At 45.5% G+C, this 26,718-nt stretch carries 33 protein-coding genes and 1 pseudogene; 30 read left to right on the top strand and 4 right to left on the bottom strand.

Annotation, left to right across the window (positions count from 1 at the left end):
- The 5 genes and pseudogenes from B5G33_RS15140 to B5G33_RS15115 all read left to right on the top strand — a co-directional run.
- Nucleotides 1-1,110, top strand: a pseudogene (locus B5G33_RS15140) (hypothetical protein); the annotation flags it as partial.
- Between the two features lies 1 nt (nucleotide 1,111).
- A complete protein-coding gene (locus B5G33_RS15135; RefSeq protein WP_002578490.1) occupies nucleotides 1,112-1,918 on the top strand; it encodes a DUF3848 domain-containing protein in 807 nt (268 codons plus the stop codon).
- Complete coding sequence (locus B5G33_RS15130; protein WP_002578491.1) at nucleotides 1,915-2,259, top strand: plasmid mobilization protein; 345 nt, start codon at nucleotides 1,915-1,917, stop codon at nucleotides 2,257-2,259. Before B5G33_RS15135 ends, B5G33_RS15130 begins: the two co-directional genes overlap by 4 nt.
- Before the next feature lie 152 nt (nucleotides 2,260-2,411).
- On the top strand, nucleotides 2,412-2,717 hold the full coding sequence (locus tag B5G33_RS15120; protein WP_002578492.1) for a hypothetical protein: 306 nt from the start codon (nucleotides 2,412-2,414) through the stop codon (nucleotides 2,715-2,717).
- Complete coding sequence (locus tag B5G33_RS15115; protein ID WP_087416039.1) at nucleotides 2,714-3,025, top strand: CD1845 family protein; 312 nt, start codon at nucleotides 2,714-2,716, stop codon at nucleotides 3,023-3,025. The genes B5G33_RS15120 and B5G33_RS15115 overlap by 4 nt, the downstream gene beginning before the upstream one ends.
- Before the next feature lie 33 nt (nucleotides 3,026-3,058).
- On the opposite strand, the gene B5G33_RS15110 is transcribed toward B5G33_RS15115, so the two are convergent.
- Nucleotides 3,059-3,298 (bottom strand): helix-turn-helix domain-containing protein, encoded by a 240-nt coding sequence (locus tag B5G33_RS15110; protein WP_002578494.1) that lies wholly within the window; start codon nucleotides 3,296-3,298, stop codon nucleotides 3,059-3,061.
- Between the two features lie 120 nt (nucleotides 3,299-3,418).
- Here B5G33_RS15110 and B5G33_RS15105 point away from each other — a divergent pair, with 120 nt between their 5' ends.
- From B5G33_RS15105 to B5G33_RS15075, 6 genes are all read left to right on the top strand, one after another.
- The gene (locus B5G33_RS15105; RefSeq protein ID WP_002578495.1) at nucleotides 3,419-3,856 is read left to right on the top strand and encodes a hypothetical protein; all 438 of its coding nucleotides are present in this window, start codon (nucleotides 3,419-3,421) and stop codon (nucleotides 3,854-3,856) included.
- Between the two features lie 136 nt (nucleotides 3,857-3,992).
- Complete coding sequence (locus B5G33_RS15100) at nucleotides 3,993-4,586, top strand: type IV toxin-antitoxin system AbiEi family antitoxin domain-containing protein (RefSeq protein WP_002578496.1); 594 nt, start codon at nucleotides 3,993-3,995, stop codon at nucleotides 4,584-4,586.
- Nucleotides 4,583-5,437, top strand: a complete 855-nt coding sequence (locus tag B5G33_RS15095) for a nucleotidyl transferase AbiEii/AbiGii toxin family protein (RefSeq protein ID WP_002578497.1) — start codon at nucleotides 4,583-4,585, stop codon at nucleotides 5,435-5,437. The genes B5G33_RS15100 and B5G33_RS15095 overlap by 4 nt, the downstream gene beginning before the upstream one ends.
- Nucleotides 5,434-5,766: a hypothetical protein gene (locus B5G33_RS15090; protein ID WP_002578498.1), complete on the top strand. Its 333-nt coding sequence runs from the start codon at nucleotides 5,434-5,436 to the stop codon at nucleotides 5,764-5,766. The genes B5G33_RS15095 and B5G33_RS15090 overlap by 4 nt, the downstream gene beginning before the upstream one ends.
- Nucleotides 5,767-5,821: 55 nt before the next feature.
- Nucleotides 5,822-7,237: a relaxase/mobilization nuclease domain-containing protein gene (locus B5G33_RS15085; RefSeq protein WP_002578499.1), complete on the top strand. Its 1,416-nt coding sequence runs from the start codon at nucleotides 5,822-5,824 to the stop codon at nucleotides 7,235-7,237.
- A 284-nt stretch (nucleotides 7,238-7,521) separates the two neighbouring features.
- On the top strand, nucleotides 7,522-7,818 hold the full coding sequence (locus tag B5G33_RS15075) for a hypothetical protein (RefSeq protein ID WP_002576327.1): 297 nt from the start codon (nucleotides 7,522-7,524) through the stop codon (nucleotides 7,816-7,818).
- Nucleotides 7,819-7,898: 80 nt separating this feature from the next.
- Here B5G33_RS15075 and B5G33_RS15070 read toward each other — a convergent pair whose 3' ends face one another.
- Nucleotides 7,899-8,252, bottom strand: coding sequence for a helix-turn-helix domain-containing protein (locus B5G33_RS15070; protein ID WP_002576326.1), 354 nt, complete (start codon nucleotides 8,250-8,252; stop codon nucleotides 7,899-7,901).
- A 165-nt stretch (nucleotides 8,253-8,417) separates the two neighbouring features.
- Between B5G33_RS15070 and B5G33_RS22405 the strand changes: the two genes are divergently transcribed.
- The 11 genes from B5G33_RS22405 (at nucleotide 8,418) to B5G33_RS21400 (ending at nucleotide 17,407) form a co-directional block, all read left to right on the top strand.
- Nucleotides 8,418-8,615: a helix-turn-helix domain-containing protein gene (locus B5G33_RS22405; RefSeq protein ID WP_009246557.1), complete on the top strand. Its 198-nt coding sequence runs from the start codon at nucleotides 8,418-8,420 to the stop codon at nucleotides 8,613-8,615.
- A complete protein-coding gene (gene bcrR / locus B5G33_RS15060) occupies nucleotides 8,605-9,219 on the top strand; it encodes a bacitracin resistance transcriptional activator BcrR (protein ID WP_002576325.1) in 615 nt (204 codons plus the stop codon). The genes B5G33_RS22405 and bcrR overlap by 11 nt, the downstream gene beginning before the upstream one ends.
- 180 nt (nucleotides 9,220-9,399) lie before the next feature.
- Entirely contained in the window at nucleotides 9,400-10,317 is a 918-nt protein-coding gene (gene bcrA / locus B5G33_RS15055; RefSeq protein ID WP_002576324.1) for a bacitracin ABC transporter ATP-binding protein BcrA, read from the top strand.
- Nucleotides 10,310-11,059: an ABC transporter permease gene (locus tag B5G33_RS15050; protein WP_002576323.1), complete on the top strand. Its 750-nt coding sequence runs from the start codon at nucleotides 10,310-10,312 to the stop codon at nucleotides 11,057-11,059. Before bcrA ends, B5G33_RS15050 begins: the two co-directional genes overlap by 8 nt.
- Nucleotides 11,059-11,886 carry a bacitracin resistance undecaprenyl-diphosphatase BcrD gene (bcrD, locus tag B5G33_RS15045; protein ID WP_002576322.1) on the top strand — a complete coding sequence of 276 codons (828 nt, stop codon included), beginning with the start codon at nucleotides 11,059-11,061 and terminating at the stop codon, nucleotides 11,884-11,886. The genes B5G33_RS15050 and bcrD overlap by 1 nt, the downstream gene beginning before the upstream one ends.
- A 167-nt stretch (nucleotides 11,887-12,053) precedes the next feature.
- Nucleotides 12,054-12,524, top strand: coding sequence for an RNA polymerase subunit sigma-70 (locus B5G33_RS15040; RefSeq protein ID WP_087418220.1), 471 nt, complete (start codon nucleotides 12,054-12,056; stop codon nucleotides 12,522-12,524).
- 476 nt (nucleotides 12,525-13,000) lie between these two features.
- The gene (locus B5G33_RS15030) at nucleotides 13,001-13,231 is read left to right on the top strand and encodes a hypothetical protein (RefSeq protein ID WP_002576320.1); all 231 of its coding nucleotides are present in this window, start codon (nucleotides 13,001-13,003) and stop codon (nucleotides 13,229-13,231) included.
- An 84-nt stretch (nucleotides 13,232-13,315) separates the two neighbouring features.
- Entirely contained in the window at nucleotides 13,316-14,527 is a 1,212-nt protein-coding gene (locus tag B5G33_RS15025; protein WP_002576319.1) for a tyrosine-type recombinase/integrase, read from the top strand.
- Nucleotides 14,528-14,672: 145 nt separating this feature from the next.
- The gene (locus tag B5G33_RS15020; RefSeq protein ID WP_002576318.1) at nucleotides 14,673-15,884 is read left to right on the top strand and encodes a tyrosine-type recombinase/integrase; all 1,212 of its coding nucleotides are present in this window, start codon (nucleotides 14,673-14,675) and stop codon (nucleotides 15,882-15,884) included.
- An 858-nt stretch (nucleotides 15,885-16,742) separates the two neighbouring features.
- A complete protein-coding gene (locus tag B5G33_RS15015) occupies nucleotides 16,743-17,276 on the top strand; it encodes a hypothetical protein (protein WP_087418219.1) in 534 nt (177 codons plus the stop codon).
- Nucleotides 17,243-17,407, top strand: a complete 165-nt coding sequence (locus tag B5G33_RS21400) for a hypothetical protein (protein WP_158229629.1) — start codon at nucleotides 17,243-17,245, stop codon at nucleotides 17,405-17,407. Before B5G33_RS15015 ends, B5G33_RS21400 begins: the two co-directional genes overlap by 34 nt.
- A gap of 85 nt (nucleotides 17,408-17,492) precedes the next feature.
- Here the strand turns inward: B5G33_RS21400 and B5G33_RS15010 are convergent, their stop codons facing one another.
- Nucleotides 17,493-17,930, bottom strand: coding sequence for a cupin domain-containing protein (locus B5G33_RS15010; RefSeq protein WP_087418218.1), 438 nt, complete (start codon nucleotides 17,928-17,930; stop codon nucleotides 17,493-17,495).
- Nucleotides 17,931-17,943: 13 nt separating this feature from the next.
- Nucleotides 17,944-18,309, bottom strand: coding sequence for a MerR family transcriptional regulator (locus B5G33_RS15005; protein ID WP_087272979.1), 366 nt, complete (start codon nucleotides 18,307-18,309; stop codon nucleotides 17,944-17,946).
- Between the two features lie 330 nt (nucleotides 18,310-18,639).
- Between B5G33_RS15005 and B5G33_RS15000 the strand changes: the two genes are divergently transcribed.
- From B5G33_RS15000 to B5G33_RS14965, 8 genes are all read left to right on the top strand, one after another.
- A complete protein-coding gene (locus B5G33_RS15000) occupies nucleotides 18,640-19,686 on the top strand; it encodes an aldo/keto reductase (RefSeq protein ID WP_087418217.1) in 1,047 nt (348 codons plus the stop codon).
- A gap of 31 nt (nucleotides 19,687-19,717) precedes the next feature.
- On the top strand, nucleotides 19,718-20,416 hold the full coding sequence (locus B5G33_RS14995; protein WP_087418216.1) for a carboxymuconolactone decarboxylase family protein: 699 nt from the start codon (nucleotides 19,718-19,720) through the stop codon (nucleotides 20,414-20,416).
- A 263-nt stretch (nucleotides 20,417-20,679) separates the two neighbouring features.
- On the top strand, nucleotides 20,680-21,375 hold the full coding sequence (locus B5G33_RS14990) for a helix-turn-helix domain-containing protein (protein ID WP_087418215.1): 696 nt from the start codon (nucleotides 20,680-20,682) through the stop codon (nucleotides 21,373-21,375).
- Entirely contained in the window at nucleotides 21,372-21,761 is a 390-nt protein-coding gene (locus B5G33_RS14985; RefSeq protein WP_087418214.1) for a DUF6483 family protein, read from the top strand. Before B5G33_RS14990 ends, B5G33_RS14985 begins: the two co-directional genes overlap by 4 nt.
- Before the next feature lie 97 nt (nucleotides 21,762-21,858).
- A complete protein-coding gene (locus tag B5G33_RS14980) occupies nucleotides 21,859-22,194 on the top strand; it encodes a PadR family transcriptional regulator (protein WP_087418213.1) in 336 nt (111 codons plus the stop codon).
- Entirely contained in the window at nucleotides 22,175-23,521 is a 1,347-nt protein-coding gene (locus B5G33_RS14975; protein ID WP_158229628.1) for a DUF2812 domain-containing protein, read from the top strand. The genes B5G33_RS14980 and B5G33_RS14975 overlap by 20 nt, the downstream gene beginning before the upstream one ends.
- Nucleotides 23,522-23,673: 152 nt before the next feature.
- Complete coding sequence (gene brnQ, locus B5G33_RS14970; RefSeq protein ID WP_087418211.1) at nucleotides 23,674-25,014, top strand: branched-chain amino acid transport system II carrier protein; 1,341 nt, start codon at nucleotides 23,674-23,676, stop codon at nucleotides 25,012-25,014.
- Between the two features lie 51 nt (nucleotides 25,015-25,065).
- A complete protein-coding gene (locus B5G33_RS14965; protein WP_087418210.1) occupies nucleotides 25,066-26,685 on the top strand; it encodes an amidohydrolase in 1,620 nt (539 codons plus the stop codon).
- Nucleotides 26,686-26,718: the final 33 nt, after the last annotated feature.

Below are 26,718 nucleotides of genomic sequence, written 5' to 3'. Positions count from 1 at the left end.
CTAGCCGGCATCTATATTGGTAGATGCTTTGAATTGCTTGAGCCGTGTGAGGGGAAACTCTCACGCACGGTTCTTAGAGGGGAAGGCGGTAGTAATACCGCTGACCTACTCGACCGTCCGGGAGACCTTGCCCAGCGCAAGGGCCGTATCGAGCGCCAGGGCAACCAGAATCCGCTGGTCCATGTGTACCGCTATGTTACCGAGGGAACTTTCGATGCCTACCTGTGGCAGACGGTGGAGAACAAACAGAAATTCATTTCGCAAATCATGACCAGCAAAAGCCCGGTCCGCTCCTGCGATGATGTGGACGAAACGGCGCTGTCCTTTGCCGAGATCAAGGCCCTGTGCGCCGGAGACCCCCGTATCAAGGAGCGCATGGATTTGGATGTGGAGGTTGCGCGTCTGAAGCTGATGAAAGCTGACCATCAGAGCAAGCAGTACCGCCTGGAGGATCAGTTGCTCAAATACTTCCCCCAGGAAATCGAAACTAACAAGGGGTTTATTAAAGGCTTTGAAGCGGATCTGGAGACCCTGGCCGCCCATCCTCACCCGGAGGATGGCTTTGCTGGAATGGAGATCCGGGGCGATGTGCTGACTGACAAAGAAAACGCCGGTGCAGCCTTGCTAGACGCCTGTAAGGAGGTCAAAGGCTCCGAACCGGTGCAGATCGGCAGCTATCGGGGCTTTACTATGTCCGTGGAGTTTTCCGCTTGGAAACAGGAATATACGCTCCTGTTGAAAGGCCAGATGACCCACCGGGCAAGCCTCGGCACAGACCCGCGCGGAAACCTCACCCGTATCGACAATGCACTGGCTCAAATGCCTCAGCGTTTGGAAGCCGTGAAAAACCAGCTGGACAACCTTTACCAACAGCAGGCCGCAGCCAAAGAGGAAATCGGAAAGCCGTTTCCCTTTGAGGATGATCTGCGAGTCAAGTCCGCCCGTCTGGTGGAACTGGACACGCTGCTGAACATTGACGGCAAGGGCCATGCCCAGCCGGAAACTGTGGTTGCCAAGAGCGCACGGCCTTCGGTGCTGGACAGCTTGAAGCGCCCGGTGCCACCCCGTAGCCCTGAAAAGAAACCGAAACAACATGAGGAGGTGCGATAACATGAATACCAACGATCTGAATACGGCCCTTTATGAGAAGATGGCCGCTGAACAGGACAAATACCGGGACTGGCTGAAAAGCCAGCCCCCGGAGGAAATCCTGCACCATACCTATGAGTACACCGTCCGGGAGGACATTGTGATGGCGATGGAGGACTTGGAGCTGACCGATGCCCAGGCCCAGGCGCTTTTGGATTCGCCTACACCGCTGGCCGATGTGTACCGTCACTTTGAGAAGCTGGAGACCGGCTACATGGATGTGATCCGGGACAGCATTGAAAACCGAGCGGATGATGTGTGTAAGGTTTTGGAAGAACAGCGGTCCATCCCTCTCTATCTCCATTCTGCCGCCTATGCGTCCCAGCATGGGGAGATGGCACAATATAACCGCTCTTATCAGGCAAACTTTGACTGTAAAGAGGCCATTGAACACGCCATCAGCGCCCACTATGCGGATAACCGACTGGATACGGAGTCTGCGGTTAAGGCGGTGCTGGAAAAGTTCGGGTCGGAACGAGTACAGTTCATCCTTGCCAACACCATCCAGCATAAGGACAGCGACGGTCGCGTTTCCCGTGACAACAAAGCCTGGGCAAAGACCATTCCCATGCCGGAGGACAGCGGCACTTCGCGCCACTGTGCTTATCTGGTTGTGGATGAGGTCAATCTTGGTCTGACCGATCTGTTTACACGGCAGGCACGAAAAACGCTTCAGGAACCGGAGAAAGGCTCTGTCTTGCAAAAGCTCAAACAGGAGCCTACCACCCACAAGCCTGCTTTATCGAAGAAACAGGAGCCGGAACGATGAGCGCCAAAAAGCGTAAACGGGATGTGCCGGTCCTGTTTTGGGTTTCCGATGCGGAGATGGAAGCGATCCAGCAGAAAATGGCACAGTTCGGAACAAAAAACCTGAGCGCCTATCTGCGGAAGATGGCTGTGGACGGCTATGTGGTACAGCTGGACTTGCCGGAGCTGAAGGAACTGGTATCCCTGTTGCGCCGAAGCAGCAATAACCTGAACCAGCTCACCCGACGGGTACATGAAACGGGGCGGATTTATGATGCTGACCTGGAGGATATAGCCCAACGGCAGGAGCAGTTATGGGAGGGCGTGAAAGAAATCCTAACCCAGCTTTCCAGGCTTTCGTAACAGGGATATATGCCCCAACTGCGGAGGGAGGAACGGCGTTCTTTTCGCCGCGCCTTCCTCCGTTTTTTCTTTTGCCCATATCCTTGTCTTTTTGAAATGTTGGAAGGATAATATGGGTAGAAAACAGATTGCCGCAAAGGAGTTGAGAATAGATGAAAACCTTTGAGAAGGTGTTGGAGATTTTTCGTGAGTATTTGGACTGTGATCTAGAGGAAGAAGTCCTCCCTTGTCGAGAAGGTTATCTCCGCGTCACATGGAATGGAGATTCCCGCTACTGTGTGGATGGACTTCTCAGCCGGACACCGGACGAACTATTCGAGGTGCTGTTATCTGATTATCGCAGCTATGAGGAACTGCGGCTAACCAAAGGATGCCGAGAAGTGACGGAAGAAGATGAAAGACAGGCAGAAATTCTCTGTCAGAGCTTTCGGGAACGATGGAAGGAGGAAGAAAAATGAGGGCGATCTGGTTCATTCTGAAACTGCCGTTGAAGATTTTAATGGCTCCGGTGATTCTGTCGCTGACCCTGTTCGTCTGGATTTGTGTGGGGATTGTCTATGTCTCCGGTTTGGTGCTGGGGCTTATCAGCATGGTGGTTGCCCTGCTGGGTGTGGCAGTTCTGATTACTTACTCCTTGCAAAACGGCATTATCCTGCTGGTGATAGCATTTCTCATTAGTTCCTATGGTTTGCCAATGGCTGCAATCTGGCTACTGGGCAAGGTACAGGACTTGAAGTTTATCATTCAAGATTTGGTTTATGGATAATATGAAAACCTCCGACGAATTTCGTCGGAGGTTTTATGGTTCTAGGTTATCTTCTTGAAAAAGCGGCGATGCAAAAAAGGTATCTATCCCAATCCCCATTCCTTGGCACATCTCATGAATGATCCGTAGCTTAACCGAATCATACGAGCAGTTGATGACATTTCCAATCGTAGACTTGGGAACACCGCTTTTCATATACAGTTGATATTGTGTCATTTTTCTTTCATCTAGTAATTCTAACAGACGTTTGCTTACCGCCTCGTTTAGCTTCATTCTATACACCGCCCCTGTGACTGTACTATATTTAGTATATGGGCAGTTTTGCTAAAATTGGTCCCTGTACCTGTACTAATAGAGCTATTTGCAGTATGATGGTAATAGGGGTGCCATCGTATGAACGTAACTTTTTGTGGCCATTCGCAAATCACAAAGGCAGACAATATTGCGAATTGGCTTCGCAATGTAACACAAGACCTAATTGAGCAAGGAGCAACAACTTTTTATCTTGGAGGATATGGAGAGTTCGACAGTTTAGCAGCGTCTATTTTACGGGAACAAAAGAAAAAGTATCCGCAAATCGAGCTGGTTCTTGTATTGGCATATTTGAACACTGGCCGGGATGTTTCTGGCTATGACAGTACCGTGTATCCACCGCTGGAAAACGTACCGCGCCGTTTTTCGATTTCTCATAGAAATCGCTGGATGGTAGAGTCCGCCGATGTAGTGGTGGCCTATGTTCTCCATGATTGGGGCGGAGCAGCCACAACGTTACGGTGTGCCAAACAGAAAAAGAAGCAGATTATTTCATATCGTGATGAAATGGGCAGCTGAGGTTGTCTATTTTGCTGCCACTTCATATTTCCAAAACTGTTGAACGTTAAGCTGTCGGTAAAATTATGCCGAATTTTCATCACTTTACTTTTGAACTAATATTGCTTATAATATTAGTGTGAAAGGAAGTGGTACGGTGGGACAATTTGAACAGCTGGATCAGCTGCTGGAAACACAGGATGGGATGCTGCGAACAGCTCAAGTAGTATCTGCTGGTATTTCTAAGCCTGTTTTTTATGATTATGTGCACTCACGGGAATTGGAGCGGGTCGCGCATGGAATTTATCTTTCCAAGGATGCCTGGGTCGATGCCATGTACTTACTTCATCTGCGGGTCGAACAGGCAGTGTTTTCCCATGAGACAGCTTTATTTTTTCACGATCTGACAGACCGCGAGCCGCTGGAATATACGGTCACAGTCAAGACCGGATATAATCCCTCCAAGCTGAAAGCAGAGGGCGTACAGGTATTCACCATTAAGGCGGAACTGCATGGGGTGGGCCTGACAACGGCTCAGACACCATTTGGGCATACAGTTCCTGTCTATGACCTGGAGCGCACCATCTGCGACCTGCTCCGCAGCAGGAACAACATGGAGATGCAGACTTTTCAAGGGGCATTAAAGATGTATGCCAGAAGAAAAGACAAAGACCTGCGGACATTGATGCGGTATGCCGGTATGTTCCGGGTAGAAAAAATTCTGCGGCAGTATTTGGAGGTGCTTTTATGATAAAAACAGCAAGGCAGTTGAAGGATCTGATCCGCAATCTTTCCAGAAAAAAATCTGCGGACGCCCAGCTCTTGATGCGGAACTACATGATGGAGCGTTTTCTGGAGCGTATCTCCCTTTCTGAATATCGTGACAAATTTATTCTGAAAGGCGGTATGCTGGTAGCGGCTATGGTTGGTCTGGATGCCCGTTCCACGATGGATTTGGACGCTACTGTAAAAGGAGCCAATGTCAATGTGGAGGACATAGAGAATTTGATTTCCGCTATTGTGAGTGTCCCGCTTGATGATGGCGTCAAATTCCAGCTGAAAAGTATTTCGGAGATTATGGATGAGGCGGAATATCCGGGGATTCGCGTAAATATGACTACAACCTTTGACGGTGTGGTGACGCCTTTGAAGATTGACATTTCCACAGGGGATGCCATTACCCCCAGGGAGATCCGCTACTCTTTCAAGCTGATGCTGGAAGATCGCTCCATTGATATTTGGGCGTACAATCTGGAAACGGTTCTGGCCGAAAAGCTGGAAACGATCATTACCAGAACTACCACCAACACCCGCATGAGAGATTTCTATGACATTTATATTCTGGAACAGCTGCATGGGAATACATTGGACCCTCAGATTCTCCATGATGCGCTGCGGGCCACTGCTCACAAACGCGGGACAGAACGACATCTTGCAGAAGCTGCCGAAGTTTTTGAGGAAGTGGAGAACAGCTCGGTTATGCAGAAACTTTGGGAATCGTACCGCAAAAAATTTTCCTATGCGGCAGATCTGGAGTGGAACATCATCATGGGGGCGGTGCGCAGTTTATACGCTCTCAGTGAAAAGGAATCGAGCCTATGAAGAAGCACGGCCATTATTGTAAAGTCTGCGGAGAATATAAGGCTAATGAAAAATTTTCCGGCAAAGGTCATGCGGCGCACGTCTGTAAATCCTGTGCTTCTTTGCCGCCGGAGAAGCAAGCGGAGCAAATGACAATAAACCGCTTGCTGAATCTCCCATGGAGATTATCAAAGGAGCAGATTTCCTGGCTGAAGAACCGAATGAAAGATAAGCGCCGGGAAGTTCGTGCGCTGGCAAAAGAACAATACGAGATGAGGTTTCCTCCGAAGCGGTTAGAGGACATCGAGGACAATTTTGATTTTCTCGATGAGGACGATTTAATAGAATAACAAAAGCGGTCTGCACCATGCAGGCCGTTTCTTTTTTGGAAAGGAGGTCTCCCTTATGGCAACCACACGCATCATGCCGCTGCATATCGGCAAGGGTCGGACTGAGAGCCGTGCCATCAGCGATATTATTGACTATGTGGCAAATCCCCAAAAGACCGACAACGGAAAATTGATTACCAGCTATGGATGTGACAGCCGCACTGCTGATGCAGAGTTTCTGTTGGCAAAGCGGCAGTATATTGCCGCCACCGGACGAGTGCGCGGTACAGATGATGTGATCGCCTACCATGTGCGCCAGTCGTTCAGGCCCGGAGAGATCACACCGGAGGAAGCCAACCGGCTGGGCATAGAATTTGCCAGGCGGTTCACCAAAGGCAATCATTCCTTTGTGGTCTGCACCCACATCGACAAATCGCATATTCATAATCACATCATCTGGTCGGCGGTCAATATGGATTGTGACCGGAAGTTCCGTAACTTTTGGGGAAGCACCAGAGCTGTTCGACGTTTAAGTGACACCATTTGTATCGAGAACGGACTATCCATTGTGGAGAACCCCAAGCCCCACGGAAAAAGCTACAACAAGTGGCTGGGCGAACAAGCCAAGCCCTCCCATCGGGAACAGCTACGGGTGATGATTGACCGGGCGCTGGAGCAAAAGCCAGCAGACTTTGACACACTTCTGCAACTGCTTTCCGAGATGGGCTGCGAGGTATCTCGGCGCGGGAAAGCAATCCGCCTTAAAGCTCCCGGCTGGAAGAATGTAGCCCGTATGGATGACAAGCTGGGAGCCGGGTACAGCGAAACAGAAATCCGTGCGGTGCTGGCTGGAGAAAAGCAGCACACGCCCCGCAAGAAATCCACCGTGCAGCCGGAGCCACCCAAGGTCAATTTGCTGGTGGATATTCAGGCAAAATTGCAGGCCGGGAAAGGTGCTGGATATGCACGCTGGGCCAAGGTTTTTAACTTAAAACAGATGGCGCAGACCGTGAATTTTCTTACCGAACATCACCTACTGGACTATACAGAGCTGGAAGAAAAAGCGGTGGCGGCTACCGCCCATCACAATGAGCTGTCAGCGCAGATTAAGGCGACGGAGAAACGCATGGCAGAGATCGCCGTCCTGCGTACCCATATCGTTAATTATGCCAAGACCCGCGAGACCTATGTTGCCTATCGCAAGGCCGGTTATTCCCGAAAATTTCGGGAGGAACATGAGCAAGAAATTCTGCTCCATCAGGCGGCAAAAAATGCCTTTGATGAGATGGGAGTGAAGAAGCTGCCCAAGGTCAAAGACCTGCAATCTGAGTATGCCAAACTGCTGGAGGAAAAGAAGAAAACCTACGCCGAGTACCGGCGTTCCCGTGAGGAAATGCGGGAACTTTTGACGGCAAAGGCCAATGTGGATCGGCTGCTGAAAATGGATGAGGAACAGAAAAAAGAACAAGAAAAAGACCACGGCCAGCGGTAAGCCGGTCATGGTCATAAGCGTCCATCGGACGCGTAGCCGCAGAATGAAATTCTGCGTTCAAAGGGGCTTGGGGGCGCTGCCCTCAACAAGCAAAGCAGAGGGGGAAATCACGTCAGGATTTTTCCCTCTGTGGGCCGAGTGTATTAACACCGGCATTGCTTGCCACTTTTGTTCGCAAACAATATCCGTATCCTTTACACGATGATTTACTTTTATTATCATAGTCGTAATAAGTATATAAACTACTTACATATAAGCACCTAAAATATGAAAGGGCTGATAAAATGATGACCTTTGAAAAGGTTTTAGAAGTATTCAACGATTACCTAAATAAAGATAGTGTTTTGGAGGTGGTGAACACTAAGCGAGGATACACCGTTATGATTTGGGATGAAAAAGATGAGCAATGGTTTGGTGTGGAACATTGCAAAGCCCCCGAGCTTTTACGGGATGCCTTACTTGATGGCTATCGTGATTTTTTAGAGCAACAACTTACTCATAACCGCAGGAGTTTAACCGAAACAGAAATCTTAGATATTCAAAACCGATGTGAACAGCTTTATGATTTGTGTGGAGAATAAAAAAATAACCTAAAAAGTGCGATAGCCTGTGTAGGTGTCGCACTTTTTTCAGTTGGCTTGGCTTACGAAAACAGCGTTAATTATTCCGCAGTTTCTCTTGCCTTTTTCAAGCCTTGAGCCGTAGCTTCCATCACGATAAGCTCCTTTTCTTCCATATCATTCAACAGTACATCAACTTGTTTGCGGCGATTGTTGTCGCCATCTTCATTGCATGGAAAAAAGAACTGGTCTACAGAGATGTCAAGCAAGGTAGTAATGAGATAAAATTTGTTAAGCCTTGGGTGCTGCCCCCTGTTCTCTATATACATAATAGAGCGTGGCGTAAGGTCTACCAGTTGGGCAAGATATTCCTGTGTCCACCCTTTTGCTTCCCGAGCTTTTTTTATCGCTATACCTAACGGCTTAAAATCAAGTTTTCTTTCATCTTGGTACATTTTAATATCATCCTATATCATTGTACATTTCGGGTGATGATATTTGAACGAAGTATGATTTTATGTTTAGTAGTGTATAATTTCGTATTAGTGGAGAGAAACTTGCTATTATTCGTCATTCCGTATATAATAATTATATACTCTTTGCGAAAGGAAGTTGATATTATGAATTACATTTCTGTGAAAGCCGCTTCTGAAAAATGGGGCATATCGGAAAGACGGATACAAAAATTATGTGAGGAAAATCGCATTGACGGAACTGAAAAATTTGGTCGTGCATGGATGATACCAAAAGATGCAGAAAAACCCGTTGATGGACGTATGAAAACAAGGAACAAACAGGAGGAGAATCATGGAATTTAATGAAAAGCTACAACAGCTTAGGACTGGAAAGAACTTAACGCAGGAACAACTTGCGGAGCAATTATATGTATCAAGAACAGCCATTTCAAAATGGGAAAGCGGCAAGGGTTACCCTAACATTGAGTCGCTCAAGTGTATTTCTAAATTCTTTTCTGTGACCATAGATGAACTGCTATCGGGCGAAGAACTGATTACACTTGCCGAAACTGAAAATCGTTCCAACTTGAAAAAAATTTACAGTTTCATTTATGGAATATTAGATATGATGGCGGTTACTTTTATACTTTTGCCGTTGTATGGTAACCTTGTTGACGGATATATTTATTCTGTCAATCTACTTTCATTTACAGACACTACCCCAATATATCTTGCAATCTATTGGATTGTTTTTATTGTTTTGATTGCACTTGGGATAGCGAAACTGATGTGTGTTTGTTTTGAAAAGGAATCATGGAGCAACATAATCACAAAATGCTCTCTCGTGCTGAGTACGCTTTTTATCTGCTTCTTCGCTGCGGCAAGACAACCCTATGTAACCGCCCTTATGTTTCTGCTATTTGTTGCTAAAATATTTGTCTGGATAAAGCAAACCCAAACAAAGTAAAATGCCATAAACCCTTTAAAATAGGCTCTGACACGATAAGTGTCGGAGCTTTTTTCGTGCTGACATCTATTGTGTCGGCATTGTGACGGTAGATTTCTTGGCTTCTATGCAATACTCGTGGATAATAAGATTGTGGTCAGCGAAAACAAGAACAGCAACCCACGGAAAGGAGAATCAAATATGGATTATATCATTGAAACAGAAAATCTTACGAAGCGATACGGAACAGCCACCGTTGTCGATAAGGTAAATCTTCATGTGCCAAAGGGCAAAATTTATGGTTTGCTCGGCAGAAACGGAGCAGGCAAAACCACAGCAATGAAAATGATGTTGCAGCTTGCTTTCCCAACGGAGGGAACGGTACGCTTGTTTGGCACAAACTATAAGGAAAATATCCATACCCTTTATAGCAAAGTAGGCTCTATTATCGAAACACCGGGATTTTACAGTAATTTAACAGGGTATGAGAATTTGCAAATTCTCGCTAAACTGCGAGGGGGAGTATCTAAAAGTGGAGTAGAAAAAGCTCTTGAAGTTGTGGGGCTGCATAAGGAGAAAAGAAAAGTCTTTTCCGATTATTCCCTCGGAATGAAGCAACGGCTTGGTATTGCCGCCGCCATTATGCACGAGCCGGAGCTTTTAATACTTGACGAACCGATTAACGGACTTGACCCCATTGGAATAGTTGAAATACGCTCATTTTTATCTGAACTTAGTCACAATCATGGCATTACCATTTTTATCTCAAGCCATGTTTTAAGCGAGATTGAACAGATAGCAGATATTATCGGCGTTATGCACGAGGGGCATTTAGTAGAGGAAGTGAATATATCCGAGCTTCACAAAAGGAATCGAAAATACATTCAATTTGATTTATCTGACAGTGAGATAGCCGGAAAGATTTTAGAAAACCACTACCACATGACGGATTTTACAGTGCAGGACGGTACGGTGAGAATTTATGACTTTAGCCAAAGTGTTGGAGAAATCAATCGAGAATTTGCACGAAATGGACTGCTCGTGACAAGGATAAATGATAGTGAGGAAAACTTAGAGGACTACTTTTCTAAACTGATTGGAGGTGGCGGTATTGCTTAATCTTATTTCTTGTGAATTATTAAAACTAAAGCGTTCAAAAATGGTGCTAATTAGTGTGGCAGGGGTATTATCTACCCCACTTTTGATGTTAATAGAAGCCTTGCAAACACATTTTGATAAGCCGGAGATTATCTTTACCTTGTCTGACATATACAGCGACAGTGTACTGTATATCATGCTGCTGGTAAACATTATGATATATGTGGCAATTGCAGCTTACTTGTTTAGCAGAGAGTACACAGAAAGCACCCTCAAAACCATATTGCCCATACCCATTTCAAGGACAAAACTATTAATTGGAAAATTTTGCACCCTGCTTCTTTGGATTGTTATGCTAACCCTTGTAACATGGGCAGGTATATTTATCGTTTGTGGGCTATATGACGCTGTCTTTACATTGGAGGGATATAGCTTACTAGTGGCAATAGTATGGCTCCCCAAGTTTTTGTTTGGCAGTATCCTGATGTTTTTAACAGTTTCTCCTTTTGTGTTTGTTGCTATGAAAACAAAAGGATTTGTCGCCCCGATGATTGGCTCTGCCGTGATTGTCATGGGAAGTGCCGCACTTTCAAATCAAGAATGGGGAGCGTTGTATCCGTGGACAGCCACCTATTTCTTGGTGCAGGGTAAACTTCAGAGTACCGGCTATCCTACACTGCTGTCTGTATCTATTATTATTCTTGTATCAGCAGTTGGTTTTCTTATGACCTTTCATCATTTTAAAAAGGAGGATTTGAAATAATGGTACTTGATTTTATAGAAATTTTAAAAGTTATTTTTCTTGGAATTGTTGAGGGTATTACTGAGTGGCTACCTATCAGCAGCACAGGACATATGATTCTTGTGGACGAATTTATCACACTTAATATGAGCGAAGCATTTAAAGAAATGTTTTTTGTTGTTATTCAACTTGGAGCTATACTCGCAGTGGTTGTAATGTTTTGGAACAAGATGTTTCCCTTTCAATTTAAGAACAAAGCACAGTCAATTGTTAAAAAGGATACTTTCTCGTTGTGGTTCAAGGTTGCGGTAGCTTGTGTACCGTCAGCTATTATGGGGATTCTATTTGATGATTATTTGGATGCTTACCTCCAAACCCCCATTGTGATTTCAATCATGTTAATCTTTTATGGTTTGTTATTCATTCTCATAGAAAATTGGAATAAAAAGCGTACTCCTACTACTATGGCACTTTCTGACATCAGCTATAAAACAGCAATCTTGATAGGGGCATTTCAAGTGTTATCACTTATACCCGGCACATCACGGTCGGGAGCAACGATTATAGGTGCTTTACTCATAGGAGTTTCACGAGTGGCAGCAGCAGAGTTTACTTTTTTCCTCGCAGTACCTACTATGCTTGGAGCAAGTGCTTTTAAGCTGTTAAAATTCGGGTTTGAATTTACAAGTGCAGAACTGCTCGCTCTTGTTCTCGGTATGGCTGTGGCATTTGCGGTATCTGTCTTAGTAATTAAATTCCTAATGAACTTTATCAAAAAACATGATTTTAAGGTGTTTGGTTGGTATCGAATTGTGCTTGGTATACTTGTTGTACTTATAAAATCTTAATAATGCGTTTTCTTTGTGCGCGAATAAAAATGCCAGTTGGTCCTTAAGATCAGCTGGCATTTTTGTTTCTGGGGATGGAAAACAACCCAGAGATTCTCGTTGTCGATCTCCTCCTGATTTTAGTTTGCATGGTGAATTTTGCAAATTGAATCTACAGGAGGTTAATAATGGGATTTAATTATGGATATGAGAAAAAGAAGTTTGATAGTAGATGGAAGCGTTTAGAAGTTGAGTATTGTGATGCAGGGATGAGCGAAGAACAGATTGCTGCCATGAAAGAATATGACTGGGCATGGTTTTGCAGTCAAAGGTTTTTTCAAAACCATACGCAACCAATACCTTGTGAACAATATGATGAAGTATGTGGTCAATCACAGCTGTTCCGAAAGTTTGCATCGTTATCTTATCAATGGGATGTTGATAAGATTGATCAAACGCGATATGGATGGTTGGCTTCGGTGGAAAACGAACAACTACTGTTGAGATTGAAGAAGCTGTCGAAGAAAGATTTGGAGCTATTGACATTACTTTTTGTGGATGGTTATCGTCAAATTGATGTAGCACGTCTTTGGCATTGTTCCAGAAGTGCTGTTGCACAAAGATTTAAAAAAATAAAAAAATTTTTGAATAACACTTAACAAATGAAGCGTATCAGTGCCTACCCATTGAGGGAAGAACATTCTCCCAATGTGGAGCTTGACAATTTCATAGACGGCATTTCCGGTACATAACCTATGTACGAGCGAATCAGGCACGCCGCGAAGATGGACAGCCCCAGGAGGTGATGAATAGGACTGTTCCGAGCGATCCACGTCAGCCTGATACCCGAAAGTGGCATTTCAGGGCGCGATGACTGCATAGGGGTTAAAGATACTTCCTCACGGCCTCCTAAAGACTTGGGGGGAACTCTGCGGCGCACGAGTAAAACGACGCTGTGGAGTTATGACAGCCGCGCCAGCGGAGACCGGAATGTCCCCATCGCCAGGGGTGCGTGGCAAATGTGGCGAGTAAATTTTTCAAAGTCAGATACCATGCGCTGGCAGCTTCGGTTGCCAGCGCATTCATGTGATTTTGAAAGCAACAACCACATCTTTGACAGAAAGGGGGACCACCTATGGAAAAATTGATTTCGCGGAAAGAGGCTGCCAAATTACTGGGGATTAGCATTGCCACTTTGGATGCAGCTCGAAACAGTGGGCTAATTTCCTATGTTCAGTATGTGCAAAATGGTTGCGTGTACTTTACAGATGCTGGCCTTCAGGAGTATATCGCAAAATGCACCCATCGTGCAAAGCCAGTGGAAAAAAGCGCTACATACCGCAAGCTGCGAAGTGTCCGAGCTTGAGCTGTTCCGTATCCTTGCTGGAACCTAATATGTCTGATAAAACAAAGGTACAGCGCTGGACATTATTCTTAGGAGGTGACGGAATTGGCAAAAAGAAAAAGGGCAATTCCTCAATATGGTACGGTCGTGCTTAACGGCATTGAATATTATAGAACCAGAGTCGAAGATTCGGATGGAAACAGAGTGGCGCTTTATGCAAAGACGCCCGAAAAGCTTTATGACAAGGAACTGGAGGCGTTAGAGCAGATTGACAGTACTACGTTTCGTCGAAGATCGCCTACGGTTGCTGAGTACTGTGAGAAGTGGCTGCTGATGCAGTCCGTCCATGTTCGGGCCACCACCTTGACAGATTATACCTCTAAGGTGCGGCGGCACATTATTGGAGGGCTGGGAGACAAGAGAATGGCTGATGTATCCCTGGATGACATCCAACTTGCCCTCGTACCTGTTTCCAAGAAGTCGGCTTCGGTTTATAAGTCTGTGGTGATTCTCTGCAAGTCCATTTTCCGGGCGGCCAAGGAGAGCCATGTGATTGACGAGGACCCGACCATATACCTGGATGCAAAGGGAGGAGTTCCCCAGGAAGAAAGACAGGCATTGACGGATGAACAGGTTGAGCGGCTTTTGGACACGATCCGGGATTTGCCGCCCTATGTATTTGTGATGATCGGTTTATATGCCGGTCTGCGCCGGGAAGAAATCCTGGCGCTGCAATGGGATTCTGTGTATCTGGATGCAGAGGCTCCGTACTTAACGGTACGGCGGGCATGGCACACAGAACATAACAGGCCGGTCATTCTTACCGAGCTAAAGACCAAAGCGGCACAAAGAAACATTCCTCTCCCGGTCTGTCTGGTTGAATGTCTGAAAGATGCAAAGAAAAAATCCACTTCGGATTATGTGATTGCCAATCGGGACGGTGATCCGCTATCCTATACACAGTTTAAGCGGCTGTGGCAGTATATTGTGACGCGGACTGCAAAGCCGAGAATGGCCAGAAAACTTGTGGACGGAAAGTATGTAAAATATATGCTTTACCCGAAACTTGGAGAAAAAGCCAGGAATAACGGCCATGTGGTATATAGCCTGGATTTTGAAGTGACACCGCATCAGCTGCGGCACACCTACATCACCAATCTGATTCATTCTTCGGTGGACCCCAAAACGGTACAATATTTGGCGGGCCATGAAAGCAGCAAAATCACGATGGACATTTACGCAAAGGTCAAATACAACAGGCCGGATGATCTTGTCAAAGCAATGGGCTGTGCCTTTGACTTATGGGACGCTGTGTAAGTTCCGAACAATTCAGAAAATGAAGTAAGAGCGAGACAAGGATGTCTCGCTCTTAGTTTTTCCTTGGCCGTATCTTTGATTCAATTTGAAATCTCTGATAAAAAGGAGGTGTAGATACATCACCACGCGAGAAAGGAAATTAATTATGGCAAAGAAGAAAAAAAACATACCTCAATATGGAACCGTCACACGAAAGGGTGTCCTGTATTACAGAACCCGGATTCTGGACGCAGACGGCAAGCAGGTGAGCTTGTATGGGACTACCTGCGAGGAACTGTACGATAAAGAGCAGGAGGCGAGACGCCAGGTAGCGGAGATCATCTTCCACCGGGAGCATCCTACTGTGGCCGAGTATTGTGAGAAGTGGCTGTTGATGCAATCCGCAAAAGTGTCGCCGGCTACACTGAAGGGCTACGCCTCCAATATGAAGAACTACATTATCAAGCCTTTGGGAGATATGTATATGGAGGAAGTAACAGCGGATGATATTCGTCTGGCGCTGATCCCATTGTCCAATAAGTCCGAGAGCCTGCACAATACGGTGAATATGCTCCTCAAGTGCATTTTTTACTCGGCAGAGCGGAGCCAGTTGCTGGAATACAATCCGTGTGAGGGGATTTCGGCAAAAGGAGGGAAACCGACCCAAAAGAAAGATTCGCTGACAGACCAGCAGGTGGAAGTGCTGCTGGAAACCGTCAAAGGACTTCCGCCGTATCTGTTTACCATGATCGGCTTATATGCCGGTCTGCGCCGAGAAGAAGCTCTCGCCTTGCAATGGGATTGTGTGTTCCTCGATGCACCCACTCCATATATCTCTGTGCGGCGCGCATGGCGATCAGAGCATAACAGACCGGTTATCTCTACAACGCTTAAGACGAAAGCAGCAAGAAGGGATATTCCCATTCCCAAATGCCTTGTGAATTGTCTGCGGGAAGCCAAGGCTGCCTCCAAATCGGAATATGTGATTGCCGATAGTGAGGGACAGCCCTTGTCATATTCGCAGTTCAAACGTGTCTGGCAGTACATCGTTGTTCGGTCTACCAAGGAGCGTACCTATTATAAGTATGTGAACGGACAGAGCATCAAGTACACTGTTCAGCCGAGTCTGGGAGGACATCAGAAAAACAATCCCAACATTGTGTATAGCCTGGACTTCGATGTGACACCGCACCTGCTGCGGCATACCTACATCACCAATCTTCTGTATGCAGGTGTTGACCCCAAGACGGTCCAGTACCTTGCCGGACATGAGAACAGCAAGACAACTATGGACATCTATGCAAGAGTAAAGTATAATAAACCAGAACAGCTATTCGATGTAGTAAATTCTGCATTTCATCAAGCTGTCCCCTCGTAAAAGTGGCCTGTTTTTTGGTTAAGGAATAGGACAACCGAGGGGCCGAGGCTCAAAAAAGCCCGGAATATCAAGGAAAATCATCGCTCAGACGATTGAAGTACGGTCTCAAAGCTGCACGTCGTGCACCACAGTTCTCCAAGAGATAATCAAAGAGCCTGTGCTCGATTACAAAAGATTTTTATCCCGGAAGTTTCGGCTTCCGGGATTTTTTCAAAGGTAGAAGCTTCATTTAAATCTAAATTCATTTCTTAATTTTACTTTTCACTGACGGCAGGAATACTGCTGACACAAATCCAATATTCAAAATAATTCCAGACAATAAAGTTTAGAGAAAAATATGCTTAGATATGAAAATATTGATTCCAGGGGTGTAGATTTCAGAATTACTGTGGCCCAGATATGAGGAATATTGATATCGGTATAGAATCCCGAATTACTGCAGCCCATATAAGAGAAATACCGATTCCAGGGGTATAGAATTCGGAACTATTGCGGCCTAGATATGAGAATTGTCGATACCGGAGGTATAGAATCCCGAATTACTGCGGCCCATATAAGAGAAATGCCGATTCCAGGGGTATAGAATCTCGAATTGCTGTGGCCCATATAGGGGAATCGTTGATACCGGAGGTATAGAGCCTAAAATTACTGTGGCCCAGATATGAGAAATGCTGATACCGGAGGTATAGAGCCTAAAATTACTGTGGCCTAGATATAAGAAGTACTGATTTCGAAGGTATAACTCCTAAAATAGCTGTGGCTCATATATTGAAAATACTAATTTTAGAGATATAAATACAAGTAAAATGTTAACTATTAAAATTCAAGTTTACATTGTGAAAATAGGGAGGAATTCATATGACAGGTCTTAGGGAAAAGTTATTACAAGAACAGGACCGACTGGAGAAAATTCTTCAGAAAACTACAGAACGTTTGAAGGATGCGCCCCAGGGAAGACTTCGGTTATCTACCAACAAGAAATGGACGCAGTATTATCATTGTGTTCTCGGTGGAAAGCAAAGTGGGGAATACATTGCAAAAACCAATGAGAAATTGATTTCCGGACTTGCTCAGAAGGACTATGACAAAAAGATATTGAAACTGACGGAAAGAAGGCTGTGGCAGATCAGGAAAATTACGGGAGATTATGATGAAAAAGAAATTGAGAAGATATTTTTGAAGGAACATATGACAAGGCAGAAGTTAATCGAACCGGTTGAACCTACATGGGAACAGCAACTAAAGGACTGGATATCCGAAACATATAAGGGAAAAGAATTTCAGGAGGGAACACCCCTGATTTTACATTTCTCTCGAAAAGAACAAGACAGGAAATTTACTGGGAGCATGACGGCAGAATGGATGATCCCATATATGCCCAGAATGCAGTAAGAAAAATACAAGCTTATGAAGAAAACGACATCTATCCAGGAGAAAGGCTGATCCTTACTTTTGAGACAGAAAGGACAGCATTGGATATGCAGCTCATAGAGAAACTTGTTTGCAGGTATTTGACAGAATAAGAGCTGCCGCACAGACAAAATTACGGCAGCTCTTATGGGAATTGACGGTTCGCATAACCAGCTATTTGTTGGCCCATGGTGTTATTTATTTTAATTTGGCATAGGTATCGTCATCTACAGCTTCCAGCCATTCGTTGCTGGTTTCTGTTCCCGGAGCCTCAAATGCGATATGAGAGAACCAGCTGTCTGCTTTGGCTCCATGCCAGTGTTTTACTTCCGGTGGGATTACAATGACAGTTCCTGGCTCCAGGCTTACAGGATCTTTGCCTTCTTCCTGATACCAGCCGCTTCCTGCTGTGCAGATAAGGATCTGTCCGCCGCCGGTTTTTGCATGGTGGATGTGCCAGTTATTGCGGCAGCCTGGCTCAAAGGTGACATTTGCCAGAGAGATAGGACATTCTCCTGGTTTTGTCAGAGGATTTAAATAAGAATTTCCAATAAAATACTGGGCAAAAGCAGAGTTTTCCTGTCCCAGACCAAATACGTTTGCCTTATCGAATGTTTCCTTGTCCTGAATCTTCATAAAAAATACCTCCTTAAATCGTTCTTTTGGTATCCTGATTTTTGCGGATGCTGTAGCGGAGATAGTCCAGATGACTTAGCTGCTTTTCACGGAAGTGGATATCCGCCAGAATACTCTGCCGCTTTCGCTCAAGGATATTCAGACACTGAGCTTTTGCGTCGCTTTTTTCCAGCAGCAATTTCATGTAGGTTTCTATCTCAGAGCTTTCAAAGCCGATATCGTGGAGAGTCATGATCATGCTCAGGCGTTCCAGGTCTGTATCATCATACTGCCAGGAACCTATTACTTTCTTTACGGCTCCGCATAATCCCCAGCGCTCATACTCATGAAGAATCTCAAGGGGTATGTGATAACGCTGGCTTGCTTCATCGATAGTCATCTTTTCACTCCTCTCTGCCCGCAGACTTTTTGTCCGCTGATACCATAAATGTAGGTGTCCATCTCTGAACACTTATATTTTAGTTCCTTTGCAAAAATCTGTCTAATGCTTATATTCAATCATCATAAATGCCTGAAAGATATTTTTAGACTTTTCCGGGAAAAATAGAAAAAAGGCATGAACAGAGATAAAACTTAAGCATTAGACAGGTAAAGAACCTGGAACTATAATTAAACATAGATAAAAAACTGTATTACCCTCAGTGTACAGAGGGATTTTTAGGTACTGAGAATAAAATCAGTACAGGACAAAACAGGGAGGTAAGCTTTTATGCAATATACAAAACTGGGAAATTCAGATCTGACAGTCTCCCGTATCTGTATGGGATGTATGGGATTTGGAGAAGCTGGAAACGGGCAGCACAGCTGGACCATCGATGAAGAACATTCCCGTGAGATAATTAAAGAAGGACTGAAGTTAGGTGTGAACTTTTTTGACACAGCGGTAGGGTACCAGAGCGGTACCAGCGAACAGTATGTAGGCCGGGCTTTGAGAGACTTTGCAAAGCGTGAAGATGTGGTAGTGGCTACCAAATTTCTTCCACGGACACAGGAGGAAATCCGCCAGGGTATCACCGGACAGGAACATATTGAGAGATTAATCGATACCAGTCTGAAAAATCTGGGATTGGACTATGTGGATCTGTATATTTATCATATGTGGGATTACGAAACACCTCTTTATGATATTATGGAAGGGCTGAATCGAATCGTAAAAGAAGGAAAAGCCAGGTATATCGGAATTTCCAACTGCTTTGCCTATCAGCTTGCCAAGGCAAATGCCCTGGCGGAAAAAGAAGGATTTCCTAAATTTGTATCCATACAGGGCCATTACAATCTGATTTTCCGTGAAGAGGAAAGGGAAATGGCAAAGCTCTGTGCGGAGGACAATATTGCTATGACGCCTTACAGCGCTCTGGCAGGAGGCCGTCTTTCCAAACGTCCGGGAGAGACTTCCAAGCGTCTGGAGGAAGACAGTTATGCAAAGTTCAAATACGACGCTACAGCACAGCAGGATCAGGTGATCATTGACCGGGTGGCTGATCTGGCAGATAAACGGGGAGTATCCATGACAGAGATTTCTCTGGCCTGGCTGCTGACCAGGGTGACAGCACCGGTGGTGGGTGCCACAAAACTGCACCATATCCAGGGAGCGGCAAAAGCAGTGGATCTTGTGCTGACAGAGGAAGAGAAAAATTATCTGGAAGAGGCCTATGTTCCCCATAAGCTGGTGGGAGTAATGGCTCAGAATACACCGGCTGCAGCAAAACAGGAGCATGTATGGTCCACAGGCAGCCAGAAAATAGTGACAAAATAGAAAAATAAATAGATCGCAGGAGGATAATAAAATGAATTACAGAGAAACAGATTCAGAATTTGCAGAACGTTTTGAACATTTTACCTTTGAAGAGGTAGTCCAGGAAGAAGGCCAGCAGCTGGAAGAAACCACCCGCCATATGGCGATCATCGCTACCCTTTTAGGATGCCAGGGAATCGATGAGTTTAAGCTGGAAGTGCCACGGGCTTTGGATGGAGGACTTACTCCGGTAATGATCAAAGAGGTAGTTTATCAGGCAGTGGACTATCTGGGAATCGGCAGAGTCCGTCCTTTCCTGGATGCAGTTAATGAAATCCTGACCCAGAGAGGCGTGAAGCTGCCTTTAGAGGGACAGGCTACCACCACTATGGAAGACCGTCTGGAAAAAGGCGTGCAGGCACAGGTGGACATTTTCGGCGAAGGAATGAGGGAAGCCTGGAAAAACGGCCATATCAACCGCTGGCTGGCTGCCAACTGCTTTGGAGATTACTATACCCGTACAGGTCTTAACCTGGCTCAGAGGGAAATGATCACTTTCTGCTTCCTGGCTGCTCAGGGAGGCTGTGAACCTCAGCTCATCGCCCATGCAGGAGGAAACATGAATCTGGGAAATGACAAAGAATTTCTCACGAAAGTGGTATCTCAATGCCTGCCCTATATAGGATATCCAAGGAGCCTCAACGCTATTACCTGTATCAATAAAGCGGCAGAGGCCAGAAAAGATTCCTAAAGGAACTTTGCAAAAAAATATTTATAAAATTTTTGAACATCAGGATAGTGCCTGGAACAAGGAGAGGTTGCCTTGGAACGGGGGCTGTCCTTTTTTTATACCAGAACAGGAAATGCCTCAATGAGGTATGCAGCATCAAAAAGATACAGGATATATGAACAGGACATTTTATGTCTGGATAATTTTTTCTCATTTCTCCGTTTATGTCCTGGTTTTTTTTGATTCGGCGATGTATCCTGAAGGCAGAAGAGGAGGTGAAGGCCATGGACATGAAAAAAATCGGAGCATTTCTGAAAGCCCTTCGCAAAGAAAAAGGACTTACCCAGGAACAGGCAGGTGAAATTTTTATGGTAACGGGACGGACAGTTTCCCGCTGGGAAACCGGTGTCAATATGCCGGATTTAGGACTGCTGGTACAGATTGCAGAATTCTATGATGTAGAACTTGATGAAATTTTCAGCGGAGAAAGGAAAAATGAGGATATGGATAAAAAACTGAAGGATACCTTATTAAAGGCAGCGGATTACAGCGAGCTGGAAAAGGAAAAGAAGGCAAAGGCAGGGAATGCAGCTTTTATGCTAATGTTTTCTGTCTGTGTAATTGCTATTGTAATACAGATGGCATTGACTGCAGACCTGGGAAGGGCGGCAGGAGAGACGGCAGCAGTCATTATCGGAGGAATCGTATATCTGGCACTGATCCTATATAATGGACTGTGGGAGAGAAGAACTGAGAAGAAGCTATGGCTTACAGATTTGGTAGTCAGTATCCTTTGCGGGGGATTTTTTTCAGTATTGTACGGCTGCTGTATACTGAAAATGGGAGCAGAAAGAATAGAGGCAGTACGTCTGGGCACAGGATTTTTTGTAGGAATTACAATTGTTGGATTCCTGGTTCTGAGAGGGCTTGCCTGTATCAATAAAAAGCAGAGGGACAAAGGGAAGAAGGTGGAACTGTGATCTACGAGGAAGAAGCTGATTATATCATGCGTATGATAAAAGAGATGGCCAGAGTTCTGTTTTCTCTTATGTTGGGAAAGAAATATACCCAGGTAGAACTGCCAAAGGAGAATAAGTTTTCCGTTTCGGGAAAGGGACTGGAGGATTTTACAGGACTGGTAGACCAGGGGAAGATCAATGAAGCGGAGAACATGCTTTTGGAATCTATAGATTATAAGAACCGGGAAGAACTGGCGGCGGCTATTCTGTTTTATGAATATGTCAGTGAAAAGGGAGAGGAATTTCTGAGAAAACACGGATATTCTCTGGAGGAGGCAGCAGAGGGAATGAAACAGATTGGGGAGCATGCCGGATATGGAGAACTTATAAAGGATCTGGAGCTGTAAATCTGAATCTTTTAGAAAGTCTAGCTTGCTATTATCGATATTCGATGTTATAATGAAATTAAGAAGAATATCGATATTCGATAAAAGGAGCGATGCTATGGCCAGAGCAAAGTTTCAGACTTTAACGGAGCAGATGTTTTATATCCTTCTCTGCCTTCGGCAGGAATGCTGCGGTATGGATATCATGGAGAGAGTCCGTGAGATGACAGAGGGCAGGGTGAACGTGGGACCGGGAACCCTGTATAATCTTCTGGACCAGTTCTCTCAGGCGGAAATGATCGTAGAAACAAAGGTAGAGGGGAGAAGGAAAAGCTATATCCTTACAGAGGCGGGAAAAGAAGCACTTCGGGCAGAGTATGAGAGGATATGCGGTCAGGCGGCAGATTACCGCCGCTATATGGAGGTGCAGGAAAATGAGCAGGGGGAAGCTTGAACTCGTATGGACTTATTATTTTGATCATACCACAATGGAACAGCACTTTGAAAAAATGGCCAGGAAAGGCTGGATCCTGGATCGAATGGGAATTTTCTGGCACTACCGCCGGTCAGAACCAAAAGAGCTCCGCTACGCAGTAGGATATTTTCCGGGAAGCGGGGTTTATGCACCCCCTACCGGAGAAGAGCTGACCTTTGAAGAATACTGTCAGATAGCGGGATGGGAGCTGGCGGCAGAGCATGGAGCCATGAAGATTTTCTGTAATGAAAGGGAAAATCCTGTTCCGCTGGAGACCCAGGCAGATATTCAGGTAAAGAATATCCGCAATGGTTCAAGAAGGTTCCGGATTGCAGATGGGATCCTGGGAATGATCGGCTGGCTGCTTACAATTTATTTCTTCTTGAGCCTTTATTTTGACGGAGCAAGGACTCTTTCTGACGGAAGCGGCTTAACTCTGGCCTTTACGGGATTTATGCTGGGAGTGTATGGATCAGTGGAATTTATCACTTTTCGGCGCTGGTATAAGAAGGCAAAAGCAAATGCTAAGAGAGACCAGTCTTTTACACCAACAAAAGGGTATCCGGCGCTTTCAAAAATAATTATGCTTTTGACCATGGCTGCTGTAGTTTTTTATGCCTTTACAGCAGGAGGCGGCCTGGTGCTGGCCGTACTGGCAGGATATTTTATCGTTTATTACTTTCAGGATATCATCAGAAACCGTATGCGGGACAGAGGCTCTGCCACTGCAGCAAACATAGGCGTAAATCTTGTCCTGGCTTTTCTTATTTTCTTTGTGGTATTTAATGGTTATTACTATTTTAGTTCTTTTGAAGCCGGGGATTATTATGAAAAGAGAGGATTTCACTTGCAGGGGCAGGAAACTCCTCTGACTCTTCAGGAACTGGCGGGACCAGAGTTTAATGGGAAGGGGTATATTGATACCCAGAATATCCAAAGCTCGGCTTTCCTTTCCAGAATGGAGATAGAACAGCTTTATGATGAGGCTTTGTCGGGAGCAAAGGGGACTCCGGGATATTATCTGGAATATGTGGTGACAAAGGTAAAGCTGGCTCCTTTTTACGGATTTGTCAGGTCTTCCATGGAAAGAACTTATAGAAGCGGAGAAAACTGGCAGACCATGGATTCCTGGGGAACAGGAGAGAAGAACGAGCTCCAGGCTTTGCAGTCGGTTTTTGACAGAAAAGGACAGAAAATCTTCCGCTATCTCCTCTGTATGGAAGACAGAATATTGAAAATAGATCTGAGCTTTGAGCCTACAGCCAGCCAGCAGGAGGTGATCCTGGAACGGCTAAGAGAGATTTAACAAGCATTGACAAAGACATGTAAACAAGAGTATTATATAGAAGATAAGCAATGGTGCTTCGGCCTCAGGCTGAGGCACCTGTTTTTTTATTGTTTGCTTTTACGCGATAAAAGATTAATGCGATAATACTGCGAATAAAAGGAGATGTACAGATGAAGAAAAATATGTTCAAAGACATTCTGATCACCGGATTTGCTATGTTTGCCATCTTTTTTGGCTCCGGCAATCTGATATTTCCGCCTCAGGTAGGGCTTCTTTCCGGTGAATATGTATTCTGGGCCATTGGAGGACTGGCCTTATCGGGAATTTTATTTCCCATGCTGGCAGTGGCCGCAGTAGGAAACGTAGGGTACGGACTCCAGGATATGATGAAGCATGTGACCAGCTGGTGGCATTACCTCTATATGGGACTGGGGCTGCTGGTGGTTATTTTCGGAACCATTCCCAGATGCGGAGGGGTAGCTTATGAGACGGGATTTGAGGGTATCTTCGGCTCCCTTCCAGTGTATGCAAGAATTCTCTTTTTGCTGATTTTTTTCGGCGTTTCCTATTACTTTGCCATGAATAAGTCTAATGTTATTGACCGTATCGGGAAGTATCTTACGCCAATTCTCCTGATCACCCTTCTGGTCATTATCCTTCTGGCAATTTTCCGGCCTATGGGAGCCATCGGAGGAGGCGTTCAGGAAAGCGGACAGGAAGCTTTTCTCAGTGCTTTTCTCACAGGATATAATACCGGAGATGTGGGAACGGGAATCATCTGTGCAGGGATTTTTATAGCGGCTTTCCGGGAAAAAGGCTATACTGGAAAAGAAGAATATAAGAAAATGATGTTTGGGATTATTGTAATAGGGTTTTTTCTGCTTTTTATCGTCTACGGAGGTCTGGCTTATCTGGGAGCTCAGGGAGGAAGCGACTATCCTGAAGATGTGGATACTACCTATCTTCTCACAGACCTGGTAAGAAGGCTGGCTGGTTCAGGAGGAAGCATCGTTCTTTCCCTGGCTGTGATTTTTGCCTGTCTGACTACGGCGGTGGGCATGATCGCCACTACAGGCCAGTGGGTGGAAGAATGGACAAAGGGGAAAATTCCTTATAAATGGGCTTCTCTGATAATTACCATTGCCATTTTTCTGGTATCTTCCACCGGAGTCAGCAATGTGCTGACAATTTCAGGACCGATTTTCACTATCCTCTTCCCTATGTCTGTGGTAATGATGATACTGGGGCTGTTTAAAAAGTTTGTGCCCAATGACGGAGCATGGAAGGGTGCGGTGATCGTATCCGCAGTTATGTCCCTCTTTGACGCTCTGAATGTGGCCCAGTCTTCCGGCTTGATACCAATAGATGTTTCCGGTATTATGAATATTATCTATAAGATACCTTTTGCCAGACAGGGATTCGCCTGGGCAGTGCCTACGATCATTGGATTTTTTGTGGGGGCAGTGATTTATAAAGTCAGGGGAAAGGAAAGTATTCCCTATACCATATGATGAGAAGCAGAGTGGGGAGTTTTCCCCGGACTATGGAGGTGCAGTACATAAATGAAAGCTTGTATTTATGAAAATGGAAAAATATTCACATCAGATAAGGAAAATCTGTATGGAGAAGCCATGCTGGTGGAAGATGGTTTTATCCGGAAAGTGGGGAAAGCAGAAGAAATAGAAAAACTGGCTTCCCAGGACTGCCAGAGGGTGGACCTTCAGGGCCATCGTGTGATACCGGGGTTTATAGATGCCCATATGCATCCCATGATGCTGGCAGACTACAGCCGACAGATTTCTGCCCTGCCGCCGAAAATCCATTCTATTGAGGAACTGATCCAGGCAATACGGGAGAAGAGAGAAGAGCAGGGACCGGGGAAATGGTGCCTGGGATGGGGATATGATGAAGGAAAGTTTGCAGAACGCCGTTCTATTAACCGCTGGGACCTGGATAAGGGATGCAGTGATTCTCCTGTGTCCATTATCCGGACCTGCGGCCATATCCGCTGTGTAAACAGCAAGGCCCTGGAGATTGCCGGAATAGACCGGAATACCCCGGACCCGGAAGGGGGAGAAATCGAGAGAGATGAAAACGGGGAGCCTACAGGAGTTTTGAAAGAAAACGCCAGAAATCTGGTCACACCTTTTATGCCCGTATCGGAAAAAGAAGAAGCTGTGGAAAATCTTGTAGAGCTGGGGAAACTTCTTACATCCCAGGGAATCGTAGCGGTAACGGACATGGGAAATCTGGATGAGGGAGATAATTATCCGCTGTATCAGGAAGCGGCAGAGAAAGGATTTCTTCAGGAAGTAGGCGTCTACTATATGTGGGACTTTTTCATGGACAAAGAAGACTTTCAGATTCCTCAGGAGCGTTTTGATAAGAAGCAGCAGATTTTTGTTTCAGGGCTGAAACTTATCGGAGACGGAAGTGTTTCCGGAAGGACCGCCTGGATGGCGGAGCCTTATCTGGATTCTGATTCCTGTGGGATTTCCGTGTGCAACGAGAAGCAGATGGAGACGGCAGTAGACTTCTGCAAGAAGAACCATTGCCAGCTTTCCATGCACGCTATGGGAACTAAGGCCATTGAGAGAGTAGTGGACCGGGCTGCCAGGGAAGAAAAGTGGAATCTGGGACCAGAGCCTTATGTGCGGGTGGAGCACATTACCCTTCCATCTGAGGACAGTATTGAAAAAGCGGCAGGAAAAGGGATCGGATTTGTGACCCAGCCTATTTTCCTGTATGCGGAAATAGAAAGTTATCTGAAAAATCTGGGTACAGAGAGGATGAAGACCTGCTATCCAGTAAGACATCTTTTAGATAAGGGGGTACGGCTCTGCTTTTCTACAGACGCTCCGGCTACTTCCTGGGCAGTTCCCTCTGATCCTTTTCCTAATATCAAGGGCGCTGTTACACGAAAAGCCTATGACGGAACAGACTGCGGCCAAGAACAGGGGGTAGATATAGAAACCGCTTTGATCCTCTATACCAGGGAAGCTGGGGAAATGGCAGGATTTGACCGTCTGGGACAGCTGAAAGAAGGGTACAAAGCCGACTTTCTGATTCTGGACCGGGATATTTTAGAGATACCTGCCAAGGAGATCGATCAGGTCCGGGTAGCTGAAACATATATCGGGGGCCGCCGAGTTTATAAAGAGGGAAAGTTTTTCCCATTCTGAGTCCTATAGACGGATAATTATGAAAATAAAACA

The organism is Blautia sp. An81 (genome assembly GCF_002161285.1).
GTDB lineage: Bacteria > Bacillota > Clostridia > Lachnospirales > Lachnospiraceae > Blautia > Blautia ornithocaccae.
Note: the sequence above shows the minus strand (reverse complement) of the source record. Positions and strands in the feature narration are given on the sequence as shown.